Below are 26977 nucleotides of genomic sequence, written 5' to 3'. Positions count from 1 at the left end.
TTCTCTTTTTATAGGCTGTTTTCGCAAACATTGTTACATAAATTTAAATGAGTAGAAGTTGATTTCCGCTCCAGGTTGCTCGCTTTCTGCGGGGCGGGCGATGAGTGTCTGAATGAATACACCTTTATACTTAAATGTATGCTCAAACAGAACGTTATGAAAGGTCATTACTCCATGCAATGTTAAAAATGAGACAACCATCATAAAAAAAGCAGTATGTCCATATGATGTACTAATAGATGCTTACGAATCTGCTTATCGAGGATGGAGATAGATATATGGAAAATCAACCTTTTTTCGCATCACTTTTTGAAAGCTACTTTATTGCACTTGGTGTATTGCTTGGAGGTTCCATTATTGGCGCTCTTGCAGCGTTTATTACTGGAAAGCCTCCGCTGACAGAAGTTTTTCGCCTATCTAATCTGATCCGAATATGGGCGATCATCGCAGCAATCGGCGGGACATTTGATACGGTATATAGTTTTGAAAGAGGCGTTTTAGATGGACAAACAAAGGATCTTTTTAAACAATGCCTGCTCATTCTTTCCGCACTTGGAGGCGCTCAAACTGGAGCATTGCTGATTAATTGGTTAACACAGGAGCATGTTTCATAATGAGAATCCCCCCTCTTTACCGCAAGCCGTCGTGGCAGCGTTTTTTAGGCGGGATGGCCATTGGCGCTTTTATCAGCTGGTTTTTTTTTCTGTATATCTTTGGAGAATGGCAGGAGGATTACAGTAAGCAAATTGATGACCAGAAGGATTTAATTGAAGAATTGACTAAGGAAAAGGATATTTGGCAGGAGGAGTTTAAAAAGCTAAATAAAGAAAATAAGGAAAAACTAACCGTCCAGCAGATTAATTTAAAAATAGATAACTATAATAAATACAAACTTGATTTATATAGTGTATTTGAAGCTGAAAAAACATTAAAAGAAGAAATCAGCATGATGGTTGCCAAAGATATTGAAACGGTACATTCAAGCTTGGGATTAATTGAAAGAATTATCCAAAATAAAACACTTGAAATAAACGGAAAGCGATACAAAGTGACCATCAAGAAAATGAGTGTATATACGACTTTCTCTATTCATGTGAATCTTCAGCTGGAATAAAAATGGATCCTAGAATTGGTTAGGATACTTGCCTGAAATGGGCAGGCAAATACTAAGCAAAACGCGACAAGCAAAAAGAAGCTGGGACAAAACGAAACTACTATTTGTGAAACACGAATGTTCATTTTCAAGGTTTACGTGTTTACACAAGATCGTTCCACCTGCGCTCCAGACCCTCGCTTTCCATGGGGAGGAAGCTGAGCCTCCTCGGAGCAAAGCTCCTGCGGGGTCTCACCTTTTCCTCCATTGCCCATAGGAGTCGAGGGTCCTCCGCTCCATTTCACTCATGTTTAGAAATATTAAATGTTAAACAAACAAAAAAACCGGATGATTAGAAAGATTCACCTCCTAATCATTCGGTTCTGTGGTTGTGTTAAATACTTATGTCCCAGCCTCTTTACTTTTTACAAACCTCTTCTAAATCCTTTATGACAGAGCTCATTTCTTCCCATGAATAGATGGAAGCACCTGCAGCCAGCGGATGGCCGCCTCCGTTATATTTAGCAGCAATACCATTAATAACCGGTCCCTTTGAGCGCAACCGCACACGGATTTGATCTTCTTCCTCGATAAAAAACACCCATGCTTTAATGCCTGCCACATTTCCAAGTTCACTGACCAGTAAGGAAGCTTGAGAAGGTTTGGCCTCATAGGTTTCGAGCAGCTCTTTTTTCAGCACCATCATAGCAGCACCATTTGCAAGCATTTCAAAGTTCTGCAGCACAAAACCATTCAGTTTCACAATATTCGGCTGCAGCTCATACATTTTGTCGAAAAGCTCTGTACGCGAAAATTGGTAGTGAATCAATTCACCTGCATAGGCAAATGTTTTTTCTGTTGAGCTTGGATATAAAAATCTGCCGGTATCTCCTACAATCCCTGCAAAAAGAAGGCGGGCTGCCTCATCAGACATCTCGAGACCTAATTCCTTTCCTTCTTTATAAAATTCATAAATCATCTCACTGGTAGAGCTTGCATTGGTATCAACCCACATAATGTCTCCATATGGATCTACATTCGGATGATGGTCAATTTTAATTAAGTAATCGCCCATTGTATAACGCTGATCACAAATTCGCTCTGTATTGGCTGTATCACAGACAATCACAAGCGCTCCTTTAAACGTTTCATCTGAGATATTGTCTAACCGGCGCAGATAGTGCAGCGTCTCTTCTTCCTGACCAACTGCATATATCCTTTTGTCAGGAAAAGATGCTTGAATAACTTCTGCCAGTCCTCCCTGCGATCCATATGCATCTGGATCTGGCCTTACATGTCTATGTATAATGATGGTTTCATACTGCTTTATCTTTTCGATTATTTGCTTTTTCATGAGATACTCCTTTAGAATTTACATTTGATAATTTAATTGACCATAAGCATACTAGGTGATTCAGTAACTGAAACGCCTAGTAATAACTTGTATTATATATTATTGGGATTCAATCGTTTTACCTGCTCATTTATAAATATAATTGGAATTTTACTGTTTTTCCCGTTAAAATAAAGATGATTGATTACACTTGGAGGTTTAACAATGCCCATACTCGTTATACTAGTGATTGTATCGTTCTCACTTTATATTTTCTACAAAGTAAGATCATTTATGGCTAAAGGTCCTGCTGAAAGTCATTGGATCACCGCAAAAGGCAGAATGGCGTTAGGCTCATTTGTTGGAATTTTTGGAGTAAACCAGCTATTTTTAATGCCTAATACAACAGCCTACATTGTTTCAGCTATTTTTATCATTGTCGGTGTGCTTTGCCTATATACTGGCTTTAAAGCGTATAAATTTCATCTGCCTCATGCAGCAGCAGAGGTTGAAGCGTATAAAAAAGGATAAAGCATTAAAAATAGGATAAACTGGCCCGCCGGCAAATGGCGGGCTTTTTCATGCCTAGATGACGAAGTTTCTAGATATAAATAGATCTGATCAGCTTCTATCAATCAGTTGACACATCATCATGGCCTTACCGACAAGGATGCCTTCATTGAATACTTCAACATCCACTTTACCAAATTTCCGACCTACCTCCAGTACTTTTGGGAAAATATCAAGGGTGCTGTCAATTTGTACTGGCTTCAAAAAATAGATTGTCATATTCTCTACAACCAGATCCCCTTTTTTGTAGCTTTTAAGAATTCGATTGGCTGCTTCAGAAACAATCGTAGTAAACACGCCATAAGATATGGTGCCAAGATAATTTGTCATTTGCGGAGTGACATCACATTGGTAGACATCATCGCCTTTGCCTTTTCCTTTGGTGACGACAAATTGATTGGTCACAATATCATCAAGCGTCTCCCCTACCTGCGGCTGCCTCTGAATCATTTGTAACGCTTTTAATACATCCTGCCTGCTGATAATACCAATTAGTTTATTAGCATCATCCACTACCGGCAACAGTTCAATTCCTTCCCAGACCATCATATGGGAGGAAGAAGCAACACTTGTTTTCCCTCCAACCGTCATCGGGTTTTTTGTCATGATCTTCTCAATAGCTGTTTGCGGGTCTCTGCCCATAACATCTTTTGAAGTAACCATTCCATATACTTTTCCATTATGATCAACTACAGGAAAACGGCTATGAGTTGTCTGCCGGTTATATGTAAACCAATCCTCGACTGTATCTGTAGTTCTAAGGACAGTCGTCTCTTCTATAGGTGTTAAAATATCCTCTACAAGGACAATTTCTTTTTTGATCAGCTGATCATAAATGGCTCGATTGATCATGGTGGCGACAGTAAAGGTATCATAGCTGGTTGAGATGACCGGAAGCTGCAAGTCATCTGCAATTTTCTTAACATCATCATCTGTATCAAATCCCCCAGTGATGAGCACTGCCGCACCTGCTTTTAAAGCCAGCTCATGAGCATTCGTCCGATTCCCGATAATCAAAAGATTGCCAGCTCCGGTATAACGCATCATGGCGTCAAGTTCCATTGCTCCAATCACAAACTTGTTGAGTGTTTTATGAAGTCCTGATCTGCCTCCTAAGACTTGGCCATCGACAATATTGACAACCTCTGCGTACGTAAGTTTTTCGATGTTTTCTTTCTTCTTCCGTTCAATTCTAATCGTGCCAACACGTTCAATAGTACTGACATACCCTTTATTCTCGGCTTCCTTAATGGCTCGATATGCTGTTCCTTCGCTCACAGATAATGCTTTTGCAATCTGTCTAACAGAAATCTTTTCCCCAACAGGCAATTCATCTATATATTGCAGGATTTGTTCGTGTTTCGTCGCCAATCCTTGTCACCCTCTTCTCCTTAATGCTAAGTCTATTATAAGGTTAAGAGGGTCTATATTCAATTCAGCGTGCCAATTGCTAGCGATTATAAGAGCGGATTTTTCTTTTGCCAGTGAGCTGTGTTTTTTGTGTGACAGCAGTACGTCTTGGAGTATAGAGCATTGCTGTTAAATTTCCGGCAACGGCCATTAACATAAATGCAAGCCATACGGCAGAGAATAAGCCTTGCTCGCCTCCTGCCTGAATACTTAAACGCGGCACAGCATAATAAAGCATGAGCCCACAAATGAGCAAACATAATAAGTAACGATTTTTATTCATGATTTCCCTCCTAATACATCTCTCTTACATCTCTCTTTAAAATGTATGCGGACATGCTGAAAACATGCAAACAGCGACTGGAACTAAACTATAATTCTATTTCTAAACATGAATAGTCATTGTCATGGTTGTGTGTTTACATAAGCCGTTCCACTGCGCTGCGGACCCTCGCTTTCCGTGGGGAGGAAGCTGAGCCTCCTCGTCGCGCTGTGCTCCTGCGGGGTCTCACCCTTTCCTCTATTGCCCACAGGAGTCGAGTGTCCTCCGCTCCATTTCACTCATATTAATAAAATATTTTTATAAGCATAAATAAAAAAACCAAGTGATTAGAAAGATGCACTTCCTAATCACTTGGTTCTCTGTTCATGTTAAATACTTATGTCCCAGTCTCCTTATTTTTCCATCTTTAGCTCTCTACATTTAGAAGACAGTTCATACTCTAATAATAAAAACCTTACTACAGTTCAATCGACTCGCCGGTCTCTAGTACTTTTCCGCTTTGATCATCAAGAAGCTTAATAAATTCATGGGGATCCTGTTTAATTGGCGGGAATGTATTGAAATGAATTGGCACCACTGTTTTTGCCTGCAATAATTTGGCTGCATAAGCAGCATCCTCAGGGCCCATCGTAAAATTATCGCCAATCGGCAAAAATGCTACATCGATAGGATGACGCTGCCCAATTAGCTTCATATCTGAGAATAAGGCTGTGTCTCCCGCATGATATACGGTTTTTCCTTCTGCCATAAACAGCACTCCGGCTGGCATCCCCAAATAAATAATTTGCTGGTCATCCGTAATGTACCCTGTTCCGTGGATAGCTTGTGTTAACTTCACTTTCCCAAAATCAAATTCGTAAGCTCCGCCAATGCTCATTCCATGGGTCTTGACTCCTTGCCAGCCTAAATAGGCAGCAAGCTCTGCATTCCCAATTACTAACGCATCATTCTTTTTTGCTATTTCAACTGTATCACCTAAATGATCGCCATGGCCATGTGTGACAATGATGACATCTGCTTTTACATCTTCAGCTTTTAAATCTGTTAGTTCATTCCCATTAATAAAAGGATCGATAAGAATCGTTTTTCCATTTGTTTCAATCTTCACGATTGAATGTCCATGATATGATACTTCCAAGATCAACACTCCTTAACATTTTCTTCATTCACTACTTCCACATAGTTGCTATTCCCTTTTTTTATATCCATTATGTAACGTAAAATATAAATTCAGTGAAAATCCCCTTGTAACATGAATTATAAATTTCATCGGCATCTCTCTAGGTTCTTGATATTTACTTTTCCTTTATTAGTTGCTACTCTCATAGTAAGGACGATTAGGGAGGTATATATATGAATAAAAAGTTACATAGTGTTTCTGAGTGGATGAAAGAGAATGATATACAGTTTAGCTTTATCACCTCTTCTGATAATGTTTTTTATTTGAGCGGATTTTTCAGTGATCCGCATGAGCGTTTACTGGGACTTGCGGTTTTTCAAGATGCTGAGCCATTTCTCGTATGCCCTGCCATGGAAAAAGAAGATGCCAAACAGGCTGGCTGGAACCATGAAATCATTGGATATAGTGATATCGAAAATCCTTGGGAAAAAGTTCACCAGGCTATTCAAAAACGCGTGACTCATATTACAAAGGCAGCAATTGAAAAAGAGCATATGAATGTGGAACGCTATGAAGCCATTACACAGCTTTTCAGCAGCACACAGTTTGTTTCAGCTGAGGAGAAACTCAGAAAGCTTCGAATGGTAAAGGATGAGCAAGAGCTTGAAATCATTAGAGAAGCGTGTGCTTTAGCAGACTACGCAATTGAAGTCGGCTGCTCGGAAATTGCGGAAGGAAAAACAGAACTTGATGTATTAGCAGCAATTGAGTATGCACTTAAGAAAAAGGGTGTCAACGAAATGTCCTTTTCAACCATGGTTTTGACTGGAGCTAATGGTGCTTCACCACATGGCACACCAGGAATGACCAAGATGAAAAAGGGTGATCTGGTTTTATTCGACCTTGGTGTGGTATGGAAAGGATATTGTTCTGATATTACTAGAACCATTGCATTTGGCGATATCAATGATAAGCAAAAAGAAATCTATGATACCGTTTTAAAAGCACAGCTGGCAGCAGTAGAAGCCAGTAAACCTGGTATGACGGCTGCTGATATTGATTTAACAGCAAGAAATATTATTAGAGATGCAGGGTATGGAGACTATTTCCCTCACCGTTTAGGCCATGGACTGGGAATCAGTGTGCATGAATACCCTTCCTTAACAGAAGCAAATCCGCTTCAGCTTGAAAAAGGAATGGTCTATACAATTGAACCGGGCATCTATGTACCCGGTGTTGCAGGAGTTCGAATTGAAGACGATCTGGCTGTTACCGAAGATGGTGTAGAAGTGTTAACGAAATTTCCTAAGGAACTGCAAATCATCTAGAACAATAGCAGAATAAAGAGGGTGGGACATAAGTATTTAACACACTCATAGAACCGAATGGTTAGGAAGTTATCTTGCTAATCATTCGGTTTTTTTAAGATTATAAAATATATTTTATTAACATGAGTGAAATGGAGCGGAGGACCCTCGACTCCTGTGGTCAATAGAGGAAAAGGTGAGACCCCGCAGAAGCTTTTGCTTCGAGGAGGCTCACCTTCCTCCCCACGGAAAGCGAGGGTCCGCAGCGCAGGTGGAACGGACTTGTTTAAATACCCAAATCAAAATATTGAATATTCGTGTTTTAGAAAGATTAATTTCGTATTATCCAGCCTCTTTATTCGTTTACATTAGTGGCGTTTTTTCTTATTTTGTTTTTGAATTTGCTCTTCTGAATAATCAATCACACCGCTATTATAGGCGTTTGTAATTTGCTCGCTTACTTCATTTGTGCCTTTTTCATCCAGCTCATAATAAGATTGATTATTTGCATCCTGTTTTTTCATTTATTATCGCTCCTTTTTTAAGTTCTCCATATATTGTTCGATTTTTTGTTAAAGTTATACAAGTTTGGGGTATGTATAATTTAGGTAAAGGAGGAGATTTTTTATGGCTATGAATTATGAAAATATACTTGTTGCTGTTGATGGATCTACAGAGGCAGATTGGGCTTTTAGGAAAGCAATTGAAATAGCGAAGCGAAATCAAGCGAAAATTATTGTAGCTCATATCATTGATACACGTACATTTGCTACAGTTGAAGCCTATGATCGAGCAGTTGCAGACCGTGCCAATGAATATGCGGTTGAACTAATGGAAAAATACAAAAAAGAAGCATTAGATGCAGGTGTCAGCCAAGTTGATTATGAGATTGATTTCGGATCTCCAAAAGTAAAAGTTCCAAAAGAAATGGCCAAAAACCATCAGGTAGACTTAATTATTTGTGGAGCAACAGGAATGAATGCCGTTGAACGATTCCTTATCGGCAGTGTTTCCGAGCATATTACTCGTTATGCGGAATGTGATGTTTTAGTTGTTCGGACAAAAAAAGAAGCAGAATAATCTACTTATAATGACATCATTGTATATGAAACCATTGAAAAAAAAGTACACTGTTACAAAACTAAATAATTCAGATAATGTGGAGAATAACTAAAAGCACTCTAAAAAACATATTGTTTAACACATCAATTGACCATTAAATAACTGAATAATTAGCACAATAAAACGCTTGGGCAACCAAGCGTTTTATCATTAAGATATATTTGTCATATTAGGCTTATTCAAAAGTTGTTCCAAATCATTATCCATATGGAAAATTGAACTTTGTTTTAACGTGCTTACGAACAGTTCCTTCAACTTTTCAGCCGATACTCTTAAATTATCTGCTGAAACTTCATTTGGAAATGTTGAAAGGTAGGCTTTAACAAAAGAAGGTTTCAATGTTTCATATGCTTTAAACTGATGGAGTTTTTTGTCTTCGTTTAATGCTTGTACTATTAAGGTAAAGTCTCTCATTTCCTCAAGCATCTTTAGTACATAAATTAGGTTATCCCTTTTCAATTCCTTCTCTAAGGCTAAAACACAATATACAAACTCAAATGGAACATCAATACCTACATTATACTTGAAAGGTTTGTTAAGAAATCGGTCATTTTCATTATTCATTTTCTCCGTAACTAAACCTGATTTATCAACAATTACTTTCCATAAAGGAGATTTTACTGATAAAAACTCTCTTGGAACAATAGATACATTAATTTCGAGTCCATTTTCCATAATTGCAATTACAAGAAAAATGTCTTTACTAAACTGCTTCTCTTTGATGTAAGAGGGATTGAATCTTTTTAGTGTATCTCGAATAAAATCTCTTGTTGTTTCTGCATTTTCAATTTTTGAAGTAGCAACCATTAAATCAATATCAGAGTATTCATCTTTGTATCCAATTACCCCTGAACCTAATTGAACAATCCCTTCCACTAATTCGAAAGATTCAAATGACTTAACAGTATTATTAAAAAAAGTGCTTCTTTCTTCGAAACTAAACATTATTTCTCTCTCCTAATTTTGTCAGAAAACCATTAATTTTTTATTTAAAATTTTCAAAATCATTTAGAGGTATTTTAACATAAAATTACAATTACTGCGTAAATCGTGAATTATTTTAGAAAATAGCAAAGGAATTGGCAATAGAATTAGCACCATAAATCACAGAATGACAATAGCTATTGTCACATTGCTATTGAAAATGCTTTTATGCAGTTAATTTAGATTGTTTTTCATAATAAACACAGTAATATCAAATAAAAAAAGCATACCAATTTGTATGCGAATTGATATGCTAATACGTATGCTATTAATAATGTGTCTCCCCAATAACTGAACTACTTATTACAAAACAGCGTGCTTTTCTTTATTATTTATTAGATTTTTCGCTTTTTCTATTGCTAATTCCACCTGTTTAAAGCCCGTTCCGCCAGCACTATTACGTCTTTGAACCGCATTAGAAGGATCAAGCACCTCATAAATGTCTTCTCCAAAAAGAGAATGAGCATTTTTATACTCTTCTAGTGGAAGATCACCAAGATAGCAGCCTTTCTCTACACATGTCAGCACCAGTTTCCCGACTATTTCATGGGCTTCTCTGAAAGGAATTCCTTTATCAGAAAGATAATCGGCAAGTTCCGTAGCGTTAGAAAAGTCTGTTTTTGTTGCCTTTTCCATTTGCTGCTTCTTTACCTTCATTGTACTTACCATTCCAGCAAAGATCTTTAACGAACCTGCTACCGTTTTTACCGTATCAAACATGCCTTCTTTATCTTCCTGCATATCTTTGTTGTATGCCAGTGGCAACCCCTTTAAAACTGTGAGCAAACCAACTAAATTGCCATAGACACGACCCGTTTTCCCGCGAATTAATTCTGCCATATCAGGATTTTTCTTCTGCGGCATAATGCTGCTCCCCGTTGCAAAACTGTCATCAAGTTCAATGAATTGAAACTCCTGTGAAGACCAAAGAATAAACTCTTCACTTAAGCGAGATAGGTGCATCATTAAAATTGAACTATTTGATAAGAATTCGAGAATAAAATCACGGTCACTAACCGCATCCAGACTATTTTCATAAATCCCATCAAACCCCAGCAAATCAGCCGTTTGCTGGCGGTCAATCGGAAATGTTGTTCCTGCTAATGCACCGGCGCCAAGCGGGGAGATATTAATGCGTTTCAAACTCTCCGCCAAACGCTCCTTGTCGCGCTGCAGCATCCAAAAATAAGCCATCAAATGATGCCCAAAAGATATAGGCTGTGCTCTTTGGAGATGCGTATAACCTGGCATCAACGTTTCAACATGTTCTTCTGCCTTTTCTAATAGAGCCTTTTGCAGCTCTTCAGTAAACTGAATGATTTGGCCAACTTCACTCCGCAAGTATAAGTGCATATCTGTTGCTACTTGATCATTACGGCTCCTAGCTGTATGAAGCTTTCCGCCTACTGGACCAACAATCTCTGTCAGCATGCTTTCCAGGTTTAAATGGATATCTTCCAGCTTTACAGAATAGTTCAGTTCTTCCCGCTCTGCCTTTTGCTTAAGTTCGTTTAGTCCGTCTGTAATCTTAGCAGCATCCTCTTCAGATATAATGCCAGTGGAGGCAAGCATCGTAACATGCGCTATACTGCCTTCCAGATCCTCCTGCACCAGCTCCTGATCGAATGAAATGGATGCACCAAATTCATCTACCCATTCTTCAGCGGATTTAGTAAACCTGCCTCCCCAAAGCTTTTTCACACTGTCACCTTCTTCTCTTTTTGAACGATGCTTTGTACTTTTGTCGGAAGCCCCCAAAGCTGAATGAAGCCGACAGCTGCATTGTGGTCAAATTCATCATCGGATGTATAGGTTGCAAGCTTCTCATCGTATAGAGAATACGGAGACTTTCTTCCTTCAATGATTGCATGCCCCTTAAAGAGCTTTACTCTTACCGTTCCAGTCACATAGGTTTGTGTTTCCTCAAGAAATGCAAGGAGTGCATTCTTTAACTGTGAAAACCATAATCCTTCATAAATTAATTCAGCAATTTTCTTTTCAATCACAGGTTTAAAATGAGCAACCTCTTTTACGAGTGTTAAATCTTCAAGCTCTTTATGCGCTTTAATTAACGTCATAGCACCAGGACACTCATAAACTTCACGTGACTTAATGCCTACAAGACGATTTTCAACATGATCAATCCGGCCTACACCATGTTTTCCAGCTAAGTAGTTCAATTCTGAAATAAGCTCAGATAGTGGATATTTTTTACCGTTTAAACTAACAGGCACTCCTTTTTCAAAATCGATCTCAACAATATCAGCTTGATCAGGAGCATTCTCCAAACTGGACGTAAGCTCATATGCATCTTCGGGAGGAGCTGCCCATGGATTTTCTAAAATTCCGCACTCATTGCTTCTGCCCCATAGATTTTGATCAATTGAATAAGGGGAATCTAAATTAATTGGAATTGGAATATTTTTTTGTTTTGCATACTCAATTTCTTCTTCACGCGACCACTTCCATTCACGAACTGGAGCAAGTACTTTTAAGTCCGGATTTAATGCTTGAATAGCTACTTCAAAACGAACTTGGTCATTTCCTTTTCCAGTACATCCATGTGCGACTGCTACAGCACCTTCTTTTTCAGCTACCTCTACTAGCTTTTTAGCGATTAAAGGTCTTGATAATGCTGATACAAGCGGATATTTATTTTCATAAAGAGCGTGGGCTTTAAGTGCCACTAATGCAAATTCATTTGCAAATTCTTCTTTTGCATCAATTACATATGAAGATACAGCTCCCACCTTAAGTGCCTTCTCTTTAATAAAATCTAAATCTTTCCCTTCCCCAACATCCAAACAGCATGCAACTACTGAATATCCTTGATCACCAAGCCATTTAATTGCTACAGAAGTATCTAAACCGCCTGAATAGGCAAGAACTATTTTTGGGTTTGTCATCGTTTTAATCCCCTTTCGATCTGTTCGTATAAATATACATATTAATATATTTTTATTCATTTATTATTCTACTACTTTATCAACCTTTCTTATAAAAATCAATACAAATTCACTCAATTGTATAAAAATTAAATATTCTGTATATATATATTCAACGATAACTTGGAATGGAATACTTGGATATTTGAAAGAGAGTGGGAGAAAACATAAAATGTTCATTCCAACATACAAATAATAAGACGATCACATCTATTCCCGTCCAATTGCGCTGTGGACCCCCGCTTTCCTTGTGGAGGAAGCCCGAGCCTCCTCATCTTTATCGTTCGTGCGGGTGCTCACCCTTGCCTTTCAAACAGGAGTCGAGGGTCCTCCGCTCCATTTCACTCATGTTTAAAATTCCACATAAAAAAACCGAATGTTTGGATATTAAAACCCAATCATTCGGAAATATAGCTAAACTGTATACTTAAGTCCGAGCCTCTTATTAACGTGTAGAAGTTGATTTGAAGCAAAAAGCGAGTGAGATCATAACCGAAGAAATTTCTCTTATTCGTGAAGAAGCAGAAAAATCAGCAAAAACAGAAGGAGAAATTCCGGCTATTCTCTGATAAAACGGGAAAATAGAGGATTTTGCAGTTCATAATCGGAAGAATTCCCCTTATTTAACACGAATTAAGCTCTATTTTACATACAAGCGGAAAAGCTCCGCTTATTTTTATATCTGGCCTTTTCCTCTATAAATCCTTTTTCAGCTCGCGTACTACATGGCCCAATTCAGGCAGAATGAGTTTGATCATGGCCAGTTTTACTGCGCCAGTTGAGCCAGGTGTTGAGAAAACGGCTTTATTTTGAAAAACTCCAGCAGAAGCACGCGAAAGGATGGCAGCTGAACCGATATCCTCCTGATAACTGAGCAAACGAAAAAGCTCGCCAAATCCTGATATTTCTTTTTCATACAAAGCAGAGATGGCCTCAATAGTCACATCTCTTTTGGCGATTCCCGTCCCGCCATTCGTTAAGATCACATCAATATCAGGTGATTTACAGCCTTTTTGCACCTCTTCAACAATAGAATCTGCATCATCTTTTACAATGACATAGTCCACAATAATATGGCCATGATCTTTTAGAAGCTCATTCATAAGCTGACCGCTTTTATCTGTCTCCTTTGTTCGTGTATCACTAACCGTTATCACCTTACATTTCACTAACTTTGGTGCTTCCATTTTATGCTCGAGCTGGCTCACGATTATTCACCTTTCCCATTCAAATATTTAAGCTGATAATATTTATGCGCAAAATCTGTCACCTTGGACGTTAACCGATAGTTCGCTCCTGCTCCAATCGCCATGCTCGCAAAAGGAATTCCTTGGATTGATTTCTTTTTGAGAAGGAGAATTAACAAACCTTTTAGAATTTGCTGAATTGGCTGGTTTATCCAAGAAATATCCGTCAAGTCTTCGTTCCCTTCGTAAAAGTAGCGCTCTTCTTCACTTTTCAAATCCGCTTTTAATTCTTCCCATATAGCAGGCTGCAGCCTTGCTGGAAGAAGAGCAGAGTGAAAAACCTTTAAGGAATTCATCATTTCATATGGTGTATTCACCTCAAAACCATATGTCATCGCAATTAATTGTACAGATCTTAAATTAATGACAGCCATTGCAGGCAGATCGGACCCCAGCATAATCGCACTGCCTGTACCAGTAAGACCACCTTGTGCAAGTGAATACATTCGATGCCTTGAAATTTGCTGCTGTGCTATGTATTGAAGCTGGTCGATGGTCAGTAAACGTAAATCCTCTACTTTTTCAATATTAGGATTATAAATCCTGCCTGCATTTAAAATGCGCTCTTTTGCGTCCATCTGCAGCTGTGATCCTTGAATCAGTGCATGTAAGTGAAATAGCCAATTATCTAATGAAGCAAAAAATTGCCGCTGTATTTCTTCCGGCAGCATAGAGAATGAACGCTCCAAATACTTATCATATGTCAGCATAAAATCATTTGGTTCGTAACTATACAACTTCTCTTCCCATTCTTGAATTGAGCTTAGTACTCTTTGCTCGCTGGCTGTCAATGCCATTAAACATCCCTCCGAATCCAATAATTTCTTCTGTTACTTCCAGTATAGCATAGCGTGATGACAGAATTCTTTTCCGGCTGTAGGAACGAAAGATCAATAAAAGCAAAAAAGGAATCCATCCGGTCAATTTTGACTGGATGGATTCCCCTTAATGTAATTTATTACTGTGCTAATCTTACAACATCACGTGCAATCATAACTTCTTCATCAGTTGGAATGACCATGACTTTTACAGGTGAATGCGGATAGCTGATAAATGCTTCCTTGCCTCGTACTTGGTTAAGTGCAGGATCAAAGTATACACCCATGAACTCAAGTCCTTGAAGAACTCGTTCACGAATGACGTCACTGTTTTCACCAATTCCAGCTGTGAAAATGATCGCATCTACGCCATACATTCTTGCAGCGTATGAACCGATATATTTATGGATTCTGTCTGCAAAAACTTGCAGAGCAAGCTCAGCTCTTTCATTTCCTTCTGAAGCTTGAACTTCGATATCACGAAGGTCGCTTGAGAAACCGGAAACGCCAAGCATACCACTCTTTTTATTTAAAACATCAAGTACTTCTTCAGCTGTTTTTTCTGTTTTTTCCATGATGAATGGAATTAACGCAGGATCGATGTTACCGGATCTTGTTCCCATTGTCACCCCTGCAAGAGGTGTAAAGCCCATTGAAGTATCGATTGATTTACCGCCTTCAATAGCTGCGATACTTGCTCCATTTCCTAAGTGGCAGGAAATAAGGCGAAGCTGTTCAATCGGACGTCCAAGCATTTCCGCTGCACGTTCTGATACATATTTATGTGAAGTACCGTGGAAACCATATTTACGGATTCCATACTCTGTGTAGTAATCATATGGCAAGCTGTATAAAAATGAAGCTTCGGGCATTGTCTGGTGGAATGCTGTATCAAAAACAGCTACAGCCGGTACATTTGGAAGAACTTGCTGGAACGCTTTAATTCCTGTGATATTTGCAGGATTATGTAAAGGTGCAAGCTCTGAAAGATCGCTAATTTTAGCAAGAACCTCTTCAGTAATTAAAGCTGAATCTGGGAATTCTTCTCCGCCATGCACTACGCGGTGGCCAATTCCTTCGATTTCGTCTAATGACTGAATGATTCCTAGTGAAGTTAGTTTATCAAGAAGAATTTTTACAGCCACTTCGTGATCTGGAATATCTGTTACTTCTTTTACCTTTTCACCATTTACCGTAATGTTGAATACCGCATTATCTAAGCCAATTCTCTCAATTAAACCTTTTGTAATAACTTCTTCATTAGGCATTTCAAACAATTGAAATTTCAATGATGAACTGCCGGCATTAATTGCAATAATTTTTGCCATTTTGTCCGCTCCTTTTATAAACTGCGTTTACATACAAATATAGTCTGCTCAACGCTGATCATTTATATCTCTCAATTTCTCATTTAATCATTGCTTTCCGTATTTTTCAAGACAAGTACAAATTGTTATCGTTTTCATAACAAAAGTAATTTTATTCTGATAATTATTAGAAATTGAGTTTAAATTAATGCACAGAATATTCTCTATTATAATTCCCCTTTATGAGAGGTTAACACTATTTAAACATAAGAAAAAGCCGGGAAATTCCCGGCTTTTATCTACTTATTCTCTTTGATCCATTCGTTCACTTGTGTAAGGATGCGGTCAACCGCTTGCGCTTTTGATAGGCTAGGCAGATTGACAAGTAATGCCTCTTTCGGAGGCTTTACTCCTTCACCCTTCTTTTGCAGAATTAAGATGCTTTTAGCAGCTTGTTCATTTTTGAATAGTGTTAACGGCAGCTGAAAGAGCCCTTGTATGATCGCATGCTCCTTCAAATAATTGTGAAGCTTTCCTGCCTGCTGACTTTCAAAAAGACCGTTTGGTACGAGCATAAATAAATAGCCGCCCTCTTTCACATGGTTCACACTCTGTTCAATAAAGAGATGATGTGCATATGCATGCCCTTCATCCGCTTTTAGCTTATATTCAGCAGCTCTTACATCATTCGGATAATAGCCTACTGGCAAATCACAAACTACAGCATCAGCAAGCTCTGTGAATAAAGGCTCCAGCGCATCTTGGTTGAAAAATTGAATTGGATGCTGCTGTAAATTTGCATTAATATAAGCAAGCTTAATTAAGATGTCATCAATTTCTACACCTGTTGCATCGATTGTACGATTATGCATATGGTTGATAACAGTTGTTAATAAATTCCCTGTCCCAACAGCTGGATCAAGAAGATGAAGTTCTTTTCCGCTTAAAAACTTATCAGCTAAATAACCCATAAACATCCCGATGGAATCTGGTGTCATTTGATGATTCTGCTGAATATTTTGTTTCATACCTTTTAAAATGGCTAGCTGAAACGATTTCCTTATTTCTTCAGAGCTGAAGCGTTCAAGCTGGATAGAATCATAGCTTTTGCGTATCCTTTTCATACCAAGCTCACTCAGATCCTCTTGCAGTATGCTTCCATGAAACAGATTTTCCCCTGTTTCAGCAAGTGCCTCTAAAAATGTACAATCTACTTCCTCTTGAATAACGGTGGCTGTCTCATTAAAAACAGTAAATAATTCTTCCACCGGTGCTAATTTGTTCAATCATCTTTCCCCCGTTCTTAAAAAATCCTCACTATACAGAATGTAGCTATATTATCACAAGTTAAACGTAATCTTGTAATTTTCAATCATTCACTTACTTTTCAAGAGGACAATACTCTCATAAAGCAATAAAAAACCCCGCATAAACACGGGGCTGGCTATCTTATTTTGCTGCTTTTGCCGCTTCAATTGCAGCATCGTAGTCAGGGTGATCTGTTGCTTCGCTTACATATTCAACATATGTCACTTCGTCATTAGAATCTACAACAAATACCGCTCTTGCTAAAAGACGGAGTTCTTTAATGGCTACTCCAAACGCTTCCCCAAATGAAAGGTCGCGATGATCAGATAGCGTTTGTACTTGTTCAATGCCTGCTGCTGCACACCAGCGCTTCTGTGCAAATGGAAGATCAACACTAACTGTCAATACTTTCACATTGCCTAATTCTGCAGCTGCTTCGTTGAAACGGCGCGTTTGTGCATCGCATACACCAGTGTCAATGGATGGAACTACACTAATTAATCTAACCTGCCCTTTAGAATCTGCAAGTGTCACAGGAGATAAATCATTGGCAAGCACTGTAAACTCAGGTGCCTTGTCTCCCACCTTAACCTCTTGGCCTAACAGTGTAACAGGACCGCCTTTAAATGTAATAGAAGCCATAAAAAAATCCTCCCTTTCGTATTATGTACAGTGTAAATCATAGCTTTTCGGCTGCGGTTTTGCAAAGAAAAAGGTTCTTATTTCAATAAAAAACGTGCCTGCTGGCCATTAAAAAAGCTAACTTCGAAAATCATGAAGTTAACTCTTTTTTTTATACTAAAATTGTAAATCTTCTTTTGGTCCATTATAACCTGGATTTTGATTTTGGCTTTGATTTTGACTTTGGTTTTGCTGACCTCCGCCAGATTGATTCTGGGAATCCTTTTTATTAAACATTTGCTGAATTTTTTCAACAGCTTGAGGTGCAAGGTCAATAATTTTCTCGTATAAGTGAGTACTTTCATCGAGATGAACCATTTTCACTTCATGCGAATTTACAATCAAGAAAGCAATTGGCGTAATTGATACACCGCCACCGCTACCTCCGCCAAAAGGATGCGTTTTTGTTTCTCCTTGGCCGCCGCTCTTATCTTCAAGTTTAAATTCACTTCCGCCGGCCGCAAAACCAAACCCTACTTTTGATACAGTTAAAATAACACTGCCATCCGGTGTTTCTACCGGGTCACCAATGATGGTGTTTACATCAATCATTTCCTTAAGATTTTCCATTGCAGTAGTCATCAAGCCTTGAATTGGATGTTCAGACATTTACTGCGCCTCCTAACTAAACAGTATTGGTTTTATCATCAGATAAGACAGATAATGGCTTGGTTCGAAAGTCTGCCATACCGCCCTTCCAATATTTGATCAGTTTAATTCCTGCCACCATAGCATGCCCGATCCGAAAATGAAACATACATGATAGTGCCGTTTGAGATACAGCAAATTGAAATTGAGGGGTAATGGTTATATCCGGAGTTGCCTTTAGACGAAAATAATGACTGATAAATCCCATTAAACTTCCTTTAACTGTCCAAAAGGCTCCCGTTATCATACCCGTCATGGCTGCATCGCCAACACCAACTAACGTATGCCAGGATAAGGTCTTAATCGTTATTTTCTTAAGAAAAGATTCAATGATTTTATATAAAGAAACAACATGATTTAATATTTCTTTTGTGTCATGCAGACTATCTAGCAGTGTATCGGCCGAGTATTCCTTTGTATCCTTACTCGTTTGGTTCTCATTTGGACCCGCAGCCGTTTTTTCCTTCACAACAACAGCTGGTGAGTTTTCTGCTATTTTAACAAGGGGAATATCTATTTTATATTTAATTAATCCATACCATGCTCTAAATTCAAGCTTAATATGGTTTTGATCTTTATTATGATACAAATGAAAATACACCTTTACTTTTGTAAAGATGATTAGGAGCAGGAGAAATAGTAGAATACCAGCAATAATCAGCAGCCACTTCACTTCATTCACAGCCTTTCAGCCGCAAGTATCGACCAATTTGGGCAAAAATAAACCTGTTAGATATAAACTAACAGGTTTTCGTTATCTTATTTTTCATGAACCACTGAAGTATCGACGAAAAGATCATGTAAACCCTGTTTTTTAGGCAGGAAAGCAACAATGACATATAATACGATGATATAACCAGAAATGAAACGGCCGATCCATTCTCTAAATAGAACCGTATTCCATGAGAGTTTTTCTCCATTCAGGTGCACAACCTTTAAGCCAAAAATCATTTTGCCTAATGTCTGACCGAAAAATTTAGTCATAAGGACAAAATATAAATAAAAGGTCAGTGCTGTTGCAATCGTCATCATTGAAAAAAGACCTGTTTCATATAGTGGTAAATCCAGCACTCTGAATAGCGGTTTAATGAAAAGCCCATTAATACTGCCGATTACAATGATATCAGCTAAATACGCCCAAAATCGCATCCAAAACCCCGCAAACCGAATATGTTCTGTCTGCTGAATGGCCATTGCAGAAGAATGCACACTCTCATCTACTAGAGGATACTCATCTGATTGAGTATGAATTTCCGTTTTTTCTAGTTCTGTATCCAAACGTTTATCGTCAGTCATGAGAATACCTCCTATTCCGCGTATAAGTACATGAGGCGTGGAGAGTGAGTATGCGATAACATATTAACAAGTCCCGCCATTTCTGTTTCAGGACCGGCAAACTTTTGTACTCCCATGCTTAACAAGGATCCAAAGCCTACATTATCAGTATATTGAACAACTTGAGCTCCGCCCAAATCATAATCGTCTTCCATTTGCTGGATGACATCATCAAGATAGCCAAAACCATCAATCAAATTCAACTCAAGCGCTTGCCGCCCATCATATATTCTTCCATCTGCAATCTCCCTGACTTTTGCTTCAGTCATCTCACGGCCTTCCGCAATCACCTTTACAAAGCCATCATAGGAGTTATCAATCATATCCTGCAGTATGCTCCGTTCCTCTTCCGTCATTTCCCTCGTGGAACTCATAATATCCTTGTATTCCCCGCTTTTGATTGTGACGAAATCAACTCCGAGGTTTTCTGCAAGTCCTGAGAAATTATAGCCTTGCATAATAACGCCAAGAGAACCTGTCATTGTTTCTGCACTGGCAAAGATCTTATCCGCAGGAGCAGAAATATAATAACCGCCAGAAGCAGCCATTGATCCCATTGATATGTATACTGGTTTTTCTGTCTCTTCTTGGATTTCGACGATCTTATCATGGATTTCTGCACTTTCCACCACACCGCCGCCTGGTGTATTCACACGAAGGATAATTCCCTCTACACTATTGTCTTCTTTTACAAAATCCAGCTTTTTCATAAAGGATTGATGATTATAGCCTGTTGCTCCCAATAAAGAGCCCGCTTCACCTGTATCCTGAATCGTCCCATTTAAATTTAGGACCGCAATTTTATTCATTGCATTGCCTTCCTCAATCACTTCAGGAACAAAAGGCTCTGAAGTTGCAGTGAGCATTTCTGCCAGCGAGCTCTCTGCATCTCTAAAAGCAAATAATAAGTTGCTGACGACGGAAAAGCCAAAAAGAAATACCGCAATCCCTATAGCTGCCCAGCGTTTTCCATTCATTCATAAAAACCTCCCTTTTAATAGCTAGTAACTCATACGTACGAAACTTTAAAAATGTTTCAAAAACATGTAAACTGGAAATGTCAACACTATGATAACAAAATAAGGTTTACTTAGTAAAAGAATCACTACTCTATTTATACTAGTCTGGAGGAATAATGATGACAGCTCGACGTAATATGTATTTCTACCACAAGCAGGATTCGAAGACATTAGAGATGGTTCAGCCTCTTTACGATTTGGCAGAAAAAAATGGCTTTCATGTTTTAAGTGAGCCTGAGGACGCTAATATCATTGTGAGTATTGGCGGGGACGGATCGTTTCTACAAGCTGTGAGAAAAACAGGGTTTAGAGATGATTGCCTTTATGCCGGAATTTCAACGACTGGAAGCTTGAGCATGTATTGTGATTTCCAAATAGACGATATAGACAAAATGATAGAGGCCGCACAAAGTGAAAATATTGAGGTTCGCCGATATCCGACTATCGAAGTTTCGGTTGATGATGAGGCATCCTTTTACTGCCTGAATGAATATACAATTCGCTCTTCCATAGTTAAAACCTTTGCGATGGATGTGCTGATTGATGATCTTCATTTTGAAACATTCAGAGGAGATGGCATGATTGTATCGACGCCTACAGGCAGTACTGCTTACAATAAATCTGTAACTGGTGCAGTCGTAGATCCGATGATTCCTTGTCTGCAAGTAAGTGAACTTGCTTCACTTAACAACAATACGTATCGTACACTCGGTTCTTCTTTTATCCTTAGTGAAAACCGGAGACTCACTTTAAAGGTTATTCAAGACGGCAATGATCATCCTGTCATGGCGATGGATAACGAAGCCATGAGTGTTCAGCATGTACAGAAAATTGATGTAAAACTAAGCGGCAAGGAAATTAAAACCGTTAAACTAAAGGACAATTCCTTCTGGGAGAAAGTTAAAAGAACATTTCTATCATAAACAGAAAGAGGCTGGGACAAAACGAAATTAATCTTTCTAAAACACGAATATTCAATATCTTGGTTTGGTATTTAAACAAGTCCGTTCCAGTGCGCTGCGGACCCTCGCTTTCCGTGGGGAGGAAGCTGAGCCTCCTCGAAGCAAAGCTTCTGCGGGGTCTCAGCTTTTCCTCTATTGCCCACAGGAGTCGAGGATCCTCCGCTCCATTTCACTCATGTTAATAAAATATTATTTTATAACCATAAAAAAACCAAATGATTAGAAAGATGACTTCCTAACCATTCGGTTCTATGCATTTGTTAAATACTTATGTCCCAGCCTCTTTTGCAATTGCATTAAAGGGCTATTTTCTTTCGTTCTTTTCGTTTCTCCTGCCAATGTACATATAGCTTTGTTTTAGAAAGAGAATAAACAGTCAATGCACTCCAAATAAATAGGAAAGCCAGAAGGTGTACGGATGAAAATGCTTCACCATACACAAACACCCCTAAAATCAAAGTAATAGTTGGTGCAATATACTGCAAAAACCCTAGCATAGATAAAGGGATTTTTTGTGCACCTTTTGCAAAAAGCAGCAGAGGAATAGCTGTTGCAATCCCTGCTCCAAGCAGCAATAAATCCGTTCCTGCTGATAAGTGAAAAAGAGCCAATGATTGATTTGAATATAAAATAACTAAATAGATTAAGGCAAATGGTGCAACTACTAATGTTTCCAATGTTAATCCAATTGCTGGTTCAACGGTAATCAGCTTTTTCGCAAGGCCATAGAAACCAAAAGAAAAAGCAAGCAAAAGGGATGCCCACGGAACCTGGCCGTAAGAAATGCTTAATATAAGCACTCCCGCTAAAGCTAATATAAAGGATATATATTGCATAATACCAAGCCGCTCTTTAAAGACCAGCATTCCAAGCAGAACACTTACTAGAGGGTTTATATAATAGCCAAGGCTCGCTTCAATCATTCGATCAGCATTCACTGCCCAAATATAAACAAACCAGTTGCAGCTAATGAGTATAGATGCTAAAACAAGGGCTGCAGCCTGCTTTTTATTTGCCTTTAAGCCCTTTAGTGTTTGTAAAAATGGTGCCCATTTTCGGCTAACTACTAAAATAAAAATCATGAATATGAAACTCCATAAGATCCGATTTGCCAATATTTCATCCGAATTGACATGATGAATGAGCTTCCAGTAGATTGGCAGAATCCCCCACAATAGATATGAGAATCCAGCATACAGTGCGCCGTTTTTAATATCGTTTTGTCCCATCTTCCATCCTCAATTCTTTCTGATTTCGAAATATTACTATTATAGACACCAGTTAAAAAGACTTGCAATATATTTTTATCAATCTTTATTAAAAATTTACTCTATCAACAGATCATTTTTGCCATCTGCTTCATTTCGCTCATATTTATACACAATAAAAACCGAATGGTTAGAAAGATAATTTCTAATCATTCGGTATAGTAGGTAAAATATTTATTTCACAGTCACATTCCGGTACACAGTTTTGCCGCCAATGACAGTTTGTTGAACTGGGATGGAAGCAATCTCCTCTGAAGCAATTGTAAATATATTTTCTTTAAGGATCGTAAAGTCAGCAAGGTTCCCTTTCTTAATGACACCTCGGTCATGTTCATGTGAAATCGCATATGCGCTTCCTTTTGTAAAAAGAGAAACCGCTTCAAACACGGTAAGCCTTTCTTCTTCGTTATAAACCGTTTGATCGGTGCTATCAATATTTGTTCTCGTGACAGCTGCATGGATGCCAAGCCGCGGATCAACAGGCTCTATTGGCGCATCAGAGCCTCCTGCACAATGGAGACCTTCATCCAATAACGTCTTCCAAGCGTAACAATAATTCATGTATTCCTGCCCAACACGTTCTACGACCCAAGGGAAATCGGAAGCAACAAATCGCGGCTGAATATCAAGTATTAGCGGCAGCTCTTTAATCCGGTCGATCAGTTCCTTACGTAATATTTGCGCATGAATCAGACGATCTCTGCCTTTCCCGATTAGAGGGTATTTTTCAATTGAATTCACGACCATTTCAAAGGCCAGATCACCTATGGCATGAACAGCAACAGGCAAATTGTATTCTCGTGCTTTTTTCACGAGCTCATCCAGCTGTTCTTGTGAAAAGATGGCCACTCCTGAAGTAGATTCGTCATCTGCGTAAGGATGACTCAGCAATGCCGTACGTCCTCCCAATGCACCGTCAGCAAAAATTTTCATCGCTCCAAATTCAACCCATTCAGAACCGCTCATAAAATGCTGTCCACTGGCAATCATGTCGTCTACTACTTCGTGATGGACAAGTAAATGTGCCCGATAGTTAAATTGATCCTCTTCAATGACTTCTTTAATTGCTTCATATGTATGTTCAAATCCATTGTAGTAATTAAGGTCTTCTGTGTGCGATCCTGTTAAACCTAAAGAATAAGCATCCGTTATTGCAGCTTGGAGTGCTTTTTTCAAATAGGCTTTTGTAACAGGCGGCACCGCTGAAAATAGCAGTTCTTGCGCCTGATCCTTTAGGATGCCAGTGAGCTGTCCTTGAGCGTTGAGTTCTATAACGCCGCCTGGAGGGCATTCAGTAGCTTCTGTGATGCCTGCCAGCTCAAAAGCTAAGGTGTTTGCTGTTATTGCATGACGGCATACTCTTTTTAATAAAACAGGATGATTTGGAACTACATTGTCTATTTCAGCTGAAGTAATCGGTGTAGGGTCTTCCCATAAATTTTCATTCCAGCCTTCTCCAACAATCCACTCACCAGCAGGGAACTGCAGCGAATATTCTTTCACAGCTGCGAGCACAGCTCCTTTTGATGTACACTTTGACAAATCAAGTCTGATCAGCCTTTCACCATGGCCAATTAAATGCATATGGCTATCAACAAATCCTGGCAGCATGGTCGCACCCTTAAGGTCTTCAATCACATCTATTTTATTTTTGTATTTTTGAGAAAGTTCATTGTAAAATCCTATTTCAATGATCACTCCGCCGTCTGTATAAACAGCTTCTACTTGTTCATTTTCCTGCTCTAATGTATAAATATTTCCCCCATGCCAAAGCGTCCCCATACTCCATGCTCCTTTAATTCAATTTGAACATAGTATAGTACACCTAGTGAAGCATGGACAAGCAAAATAAATCTTTAGTATCTGAAGCTGGTGGTCTGTAATGAAAATATTGCGGTTTTAAAGCTTATGTTGATAAAATCCATTGGAAACACCATAAAGCTGGCCAAATTAGCGGTTTTCATCCTTAAAAAATCAAGTTTTGCTGGTTTCTTTTTCCGGATATCCGCCGTCTATTTGAAATATCCGCTGTTTTTTTCAATTTATCCGCCGTAAAAAAATTATATCCGCCGTTATTTTGATTTTCCTGCCAAAAATATCAATTTATCCGCCAACGCGATAAATACGCCCCTAAAACAAAAAGCAGGCACCCTCGCCTGCTTTTCCTCAAATCATACCTTGTTTGCCGCCCTTTCAAGTTCTTTTTTCCGCAGCTCCACTCTCATTATTTTTCCCGAAATCGTTTTTGGGAGCTCCTCAACAAAATCAATTTTCCGAGGGTATTTGTATGGAGCAGTCATTTTTTTCACATGGTCCTGAAGCAGCTGTATAATCTCACTTTCTTCATAATCGGGAATGTCCTTTAAGACCACAAATGCCTTTACGATGGAGCCGCGAACTTCATCAGGACTGCCAACGACAGCACACTCTTTGACATAAGGGTGCTTAACAAGGGCGTCCTCCACTTCAAATGGCCCGATCGTATAGCCGGAGCTTATGATAATGTCATCGCCTCGTCCCTCAAACCAGAAGTATCCGTCTTCATCCTTTTTTGCTTTATCTCCAGTAATATAATATTCTCCCCTAAACTGCATAGCTGTTCGCTCAGGATCTTTATAATAATTTTTAAACAAGGCAGGTGTGCTCACATGCACGGCAATATCTCCAACTTCCCCTGCTTCACAAGGTTTCCCATCTTCATTAATAATGTCAACTCTGTTTCCAGGAGTTGGTTTACCCATTGAACCAGGTCTAAGTTCCATATCTTTTGTAACACCAACAAGCAATGTATTCTCAGTCTGGCCATACCCATCTCGCACATTAATTTGAAAGTACTTCTTGAAAATATCAATTACTTCTCTATTTAATGGTTCCCCTGCAGATACTGCACTTCGTAAATGAGGTAATTGATATTGGCCAATTTCATCCACTTTAGCTATTAACCGGTATTCTGTAGGCGTACAGCAGAGGACATTCACTTCATAATCCTGTAAAAGCTGTAAATATTTATTTGGATCAAACTTGCCATTGTAAACAAAACCAGTTGCGCCAGAACCGAGGACTGATAAAAAGGGACTCCAAACCCATTTCTGCCAGCCTGGACCGGCTGTTGCCCAGACGGTATCTCCTTCTTCAATTAATAACCAGTGAGGTGCTGCCGTTCTTAAATGTGCAAACGCCCATCCATGTGTATGCACAACACCCTTCGGATTTCCTGTGGTGCCAGATGTATATGATAAAAAAGCCATATCATCTTTGTTTGTTTTAGCAGCTTCAAGAATTGGAGATGCCTTTTCAAGCTCCTCATCTAAGTAAGTCCAATTTTCTGCTTTATCCCCTAAAGTAAATTTTTTTAACGTTTGGAGTTTTTCTAGTTCAGAAAATTGTTCAATAAAAGGATAATAACTTACGATCGCTTTTACATCTCCATGACTAATGCGATACTGCAGGTCTTTAGCACGAAGCATTTCTGAGCTTGGAATCACTGTTAACCCTATTTTTAATGCACCTAAGTAGACTTCATATGCTTCAATTAGACGCGGAACGATGACCAAAACTGTATCACCTTTTTGCAGTCCACTATCCAAGAAAACGTTTCCAATTCTATTCACTCTTTCCATCAGCTTCTGATATGTAATTTCCTGTTTCGAACCTAGTTCATTTTCCCATTTTAATGCAACTTTCTGAGGATCAATCGCAAATTTTTCTACTTCATCGACAAGGTTATACTGATCAGGAGCAAGTAAATCTTCTACTTTCACAACGTTTCCCCCTTTAATTGTTTCATCTCCAAACATTATACTAAATTTTCCAAAAAATCAAAACAATCAAATTTACCATTTTATAAAGAATACTTGTTGATTGGCAAAAAAGGCGAACGACTAGGTATAGTTCATCCATACTTTAATCTCAACTGCAACTGCCGCAAACCTCTTCAGTATTATTTAAAAATGAAAAGGAGCAGGGCGTTTGCCCTGCTCCTTGTAGCCATATTATCTATTTTTATTTTTGGTAACCGCCTAATTGTTGTTCAGCCATTTGAACTAAACGCTTAGTGATTTCTCCTCCTACTGAACCGTTAGCACGAGAAGTAGTTTCTGCACCAAGGTTTACACCAAATTCAGTAGCGATTTCGTACTTCATTTGATCTAGAGCTTGTTGTACACCAGGAACTAAAAGCTGGTTTGAGTTGTTGTTGTTTGCCATGTGATTTCACC

28 protein-coding genes are annotated in these 26977 nt (G+C 38.8%); 6 read left to right on the top strand and 22 right to left on the bottom strand.

All coding sequences use genetic code 11. The features are described from left to right. Positions 1–33 precede the first annotated feature (33 nt). Positions 34–204 carry a hypothetical protein gene (locus tag B7E07_RS23895; RefSeq protein ID WP_218970402.1) on the bottom strand — a complete coding sequence of 57 codons (171 nt, stop codon included), beginning with the start codon at positions 202–204 and terminating at the stop codon, positions 34–36. Between the two features lie 74 nt (positions 205–278). Here B7E07_RS23895 and B7E07_RS05640 point away from each other — a divergent pair, with 74 nt between their 5' ends. Both B7E07_RS05640 and ytrI read left to right on the top strand, forming a co-directional pair. After that, a complete protein-coding gene (locus tag B7E07_RS05640; RefSeq protein WP_066443031.1) occupies positions 279–614 on the top strand; it encodes a sporulation membrane protein YtrH in 336 nt (111 codons plus the stop codon). Then, positions 614–1114 (top strand): sporulation membrane protein YtrI, encoded by a 501-nt coding sequence (ytrI, locus tag B7E07_RS05635; protein WP_080844449.1) that lies wholly within the window; start codon positions 614–616, stop codon positions 1112–1114. Before B7E07_RS05640 ends, ytrI begins: the two co-directional genes overlap by 1 nt. 397 nt (positions 1115–1511) lie before the next feature. On the opposite strand, the gene B7E07_RS05630 is transcribed toward ytrI, so the two are convergent. Next, the gene (locus B7E07_RS05630) at positions 1512–2447 is read right to left on the bottom strand and encodes a DHH family phosphoesterase (protein WP_080844448.1); all 936 of its coding nucleotides are present in this window, start codon (positions 2445–2447) and stop codon (positions 1512–1514) included. Positions 2448–2651: 204 nt separating this feature from the next. Between B7E07_RS05630 and B7E07_RS05625 the strand changes: the two genes are divergently transcribed. After that, on the top strand, positions 2652–2957 hold the full coding sequence (locus B7E07_RS05625) for a YtpI family protein (protein ID WP_080844447.1): 306 nt from the start codon (positions 2652–2654) through the stop codon (positions 2955–2957). Between the two features lie 90 nt (positions 2958–3047). Here the strand turns inward: B7E07_RS05625 and B7E07_RS05620 are convergent, their stop codons facing one another. The 3 genes from B7E07_RS05620 to B7E07_RS05610 all read right to left on the bottom strand — a co-directional run bounded on the left by B7E07_RS05620 (position 3048) and on the right by B7E07_RS05610 (position 5827). Further along, the gene (locus tag B7E07_RS05620) at positions 3048–4367 is read right to left on the bottom strand and encodes a CBS domain-containing protein (RefSeq protein WP_080844446.1); all 1320 of its coding nucleotides are present in this window, start codon (positions 4365–4367) and stop codon (positions 3048–3050) included. Between the two features lie 79 nt (positions 4368–4446). Further along, the gene (locus B7E07_RS05615; RefSeq protein ID WP_080844445.1) at positions 4447–4689 is read right to left on the bottom strand and encodes a hypothetical protein; all 243 of its coding nucleotides are present in this window, start codon (positions 4687–4689) and stop codon (positions 4447–4449) included. Between the two features lie 457 nt (positions 4690–5146). Beyond that, on the bottom strand, positions 5147–5827 hold the full coding sequence (locus B7E07_RS05610) for a metal-dependent hydrolase (RefSeq protein ID WP_080844444.1): 681 nt from the start codon (positions 5825–5827) through the stop codon (positions 5147–5149). A 215-nt stretch (positions 5828–6042) separates the two neighbouring features. On the opposite strand from B7E07_RS05610, the gene B7E07_RS05605 reads away from it, so the two are divergent. Then, on the top strand, positions 6043–7137 hold the full coding sequence (locus B7E07_RS05605; protein WP_080844443.1) for a M24 family metallopeptidase: 1095 nt from the start codon (positions 6043–6045) through the stop codon (positions 7135–7137). Positions 7138–7484: 347 nt separating this feature from the next. Here the strand turns inward: B7E07_RS05605 and B7E07_RS23535 are convergent, their stop codons facing one another. Continuing rightward, entirely contained in the window at positions 7485–7640 is a 156-nt protein-coding gene (locus tag B7E07_RS23535; RefSeq protein ID WP_176215118.1) for a hypothetical protein, read from the bottom strand. Between the two features lie 103 nt (positions 7641–7743). Between B7E07_RS23535 and B7E07_RS05600 the strand changes: the two genes are divergently transcribed. Further along, positions 7744–8196 (top strand): universal stress protein, encoded by a 453-nt coding sequence (locus tag B7E07_RS05600; protein WP_080844442.1) that lies wholly within the window; start codon positions 7744–7746, stop codon positions 8194–8196. 192 nt (positions 8197–8388) lie between these two features. On the opposite strand, the gene B7E07_RS05595 is transcribed toward B7E07_RS05600, so the two are convergent. The 12 genes from B7E07_RS05595 to sppA form a co-directional block, all read right to left on the bottom strand. Next, positions 8389–9183, bottom strand: coding sequence for an aminoglycoside 6-adenylyltransferase (locus B7E07_RS05595; RefSeq protein ID WP_080844441.1), 795 nt, complete (start codon positions 9181–9183; stop codon positions 8389–8391). A gap of 342 nt (positions 9184–9525) precedes the next feature. Then, a complete protein-coding gene (gene argH / locus B7E07_RS05590; protein WP_080844440.1) occupies positions 9526–10923 on the bottom strand; it encodes an argininosuccinate lyase in 1398 nt (465 codons plus the stop codon). Beyond that, entirely contained in the window at positions 10920–12128 is a 1209-nt protein-coding gene (locus tag B7E07_RS05585; RefSeq protein WP_080844439.1) for an argininosuccinate synthase, read from the bottom strand. The genes argH and B7E07_RS05585 overlap by 4 nt, the downstream gene beginning before the upstream one ends. A gap of 734 nt (positions 12129–12862) precedes the next feature. After that, on the bottom strand, positions 12863–13375 hold the full coding sequence (locus tag B7E07_RS05580) for a MogA/MoaB family molybdenum cofactor biosynthesis protein (protein ID WP_080844438.1): 513 nt from the start codon (positions 13373–13375) through the stop codon (positions 12863–12865). Positions 13376–13377: 2 nt separating this feature from the next. Then, on the bottom strand, positions 13378–14211 hold the full coding sequence (locus B7E07_RS05575; RefSeq protein ID WP_080844437.1) for an EcsC family protein: 834 nt from the start codon (positions 14209–14211) through the stop codon (positions 13378–13380). Between the two features lie 161 nt (positions 14212–14372). After that, positions 14373–15560 (bottom strand): acetate kinase, encoded by a 1188-nt coding sequence (locus tag B7E07_RS05570; protein WP_080844436.1) that lies wholly within the window; start codon positions 15558–15560, stop codon positions 14373–14375. 278 nt (positions 15561–15838) lie between these two features. Further along, complete coding sequence (locus B7E07_RS05565) at positions 15839–16825, bottom strand: class I SAM-dependent methyltransferase (RefSeq protein ID WP_080844435.1); 987 nt, start codon at positions 16823–16825, stop codon at positions 15839–15841. A 163-nt stretch (positions 16826–16988) separates the two neighbouring features. Continuing rightward, positions 16989–17489: a thiol peroxidase gene (gene tpx / locus B7E07_RS05560; RefSeq protein ID WP_080844434.1), complete on the bottom strand. Its 501-nt coding sequence runs from the start codon at positions 17487–17489 to the stop codon at positions 16989–16991. Between the two features lie 156 nt (positions 17490–17645). Beyond that, positions 17646–18137, bottom strand: a complete 492-nt coding sequence (gene ytfJ, locus B7E07_RS05555; protein WP_080844433.1) for a GerW family sporulation protein — start codon at positions 18135–18137, stop codon at positions 17646–17648. A gap of 16 nt (positions 18138–18153) precedes the next feature. Beyond that, positions 18154–18858 carry a DUF2953 domain-containing protein gene (locus B7E07_RS05550; protein WP_306807544.1) on the bottom strand — a complete coding sequence of 235 codons (705 nt, stop codon included), beginning with the start codon at positions 18856–18858 and terminating at the stop codon, positions 18154–18156. Positions 18859–18935: 77 nt separating this feature from the next. Then, the gene (locus tag B7E07_RS05545) at positions 18936–19370 is read right to left on the bottom strand and encodes an RDD family protein (protein WP_373886066.1); all 435 of its coding nucleotides are present in this window, start codon (positions 19368–19370) and stop codon (positions 18936–18938) included. A 113-nt stretch (positions 19371–19483) separates the two neighbouring features. Continuing rightward, complete coding sequence (sppA, locus tag B7E07_RS05540; protein WP_080844430.1) at positions 19484–20488, bottom strand: signal peptide peptidase SppA; 1005 nt, start codon at positions 20486–20488, stop codon at positions 19484–19486. Between the two features lie 161 nt (positions 20489–20649). Here sppA and B7E07_RS05535 point away from each other — a divergent pair, with 161 nt between their 5' ends. After that, on the top strand, positions 20650–21453 hold the full coding sequence (locus B7E07_RS05535) for an NAD kinase (RefSeq protein WP_080844429.1): 804 nt from the start codon (positions 20650–20652) through the stop codon (positions 21451–21453). A 335-nt stretch (positions 21454–21788) separates the two neighbouring features. Here B7E07_RS05535 and rarD read toward each other — a convergent pair whose 3' ends face one another. The 4 genes from rarD to B7E07_RS05515 form a co-directional block, all read right to left on the bottom strand. After that, positions 21789–22721, bottom strand: a complete 933-nt coding sequence (rarD, locus tag B7E07_RS05530; RefSeq protein ID WP_080844428.1) for an EamA family transporter RarD — start codon at positions 22719–22721, stop codon at positions 21789–21791. Between the two features lie 213 nt (positions 22722–22934). Beyond that, positions 22935–24542 (bottom strand): amidohydrolase, encoded by a 1608-nt coding sequence (locus B7E07_RS05525; RefSeq protein WP_080844427.1) that lies wholly within the window; start codon positions 24540–24542, stop codon positions 22935–22937. Positions 24543–24931: 389 nt separating this feature from the next. Further along, entirely contained in the window at positions 24932–26521 is a 1590-nt protein-coding gene (gene mbcS / locus B7E07_RS05520; protein WP_080849115.1) for an acyl-CoA synthetase MbcS, read from the bottom strand. Positions 26522–26762: 241 nt separating this feature from the next. Then, a complete protein-coding gene (locus B7E07_RS05515) occupies positions 26763–26966 on the bottom strand; it encodes an alpha/beta-type small acid-soluble spore protein (protein WP_066443007.1) in 204 nt (67 codons plus the stop codon). Positions 26967–26977: the final 11 nt, after the last annotated feature.

This window comes from Cytobacillus gottheilii (assembly GCF_900166665.1).
GTDB lineage: Bacteria > Bacillota > Bacilli > Bacillales > Cytobacillaceae > Cytobacillus > Cytobacillus gottheilii_A.
Note: the sequence above shows the minus strand (reverse complement) of the source record. Positions and strands in the feature narration are given on the sequence as shown.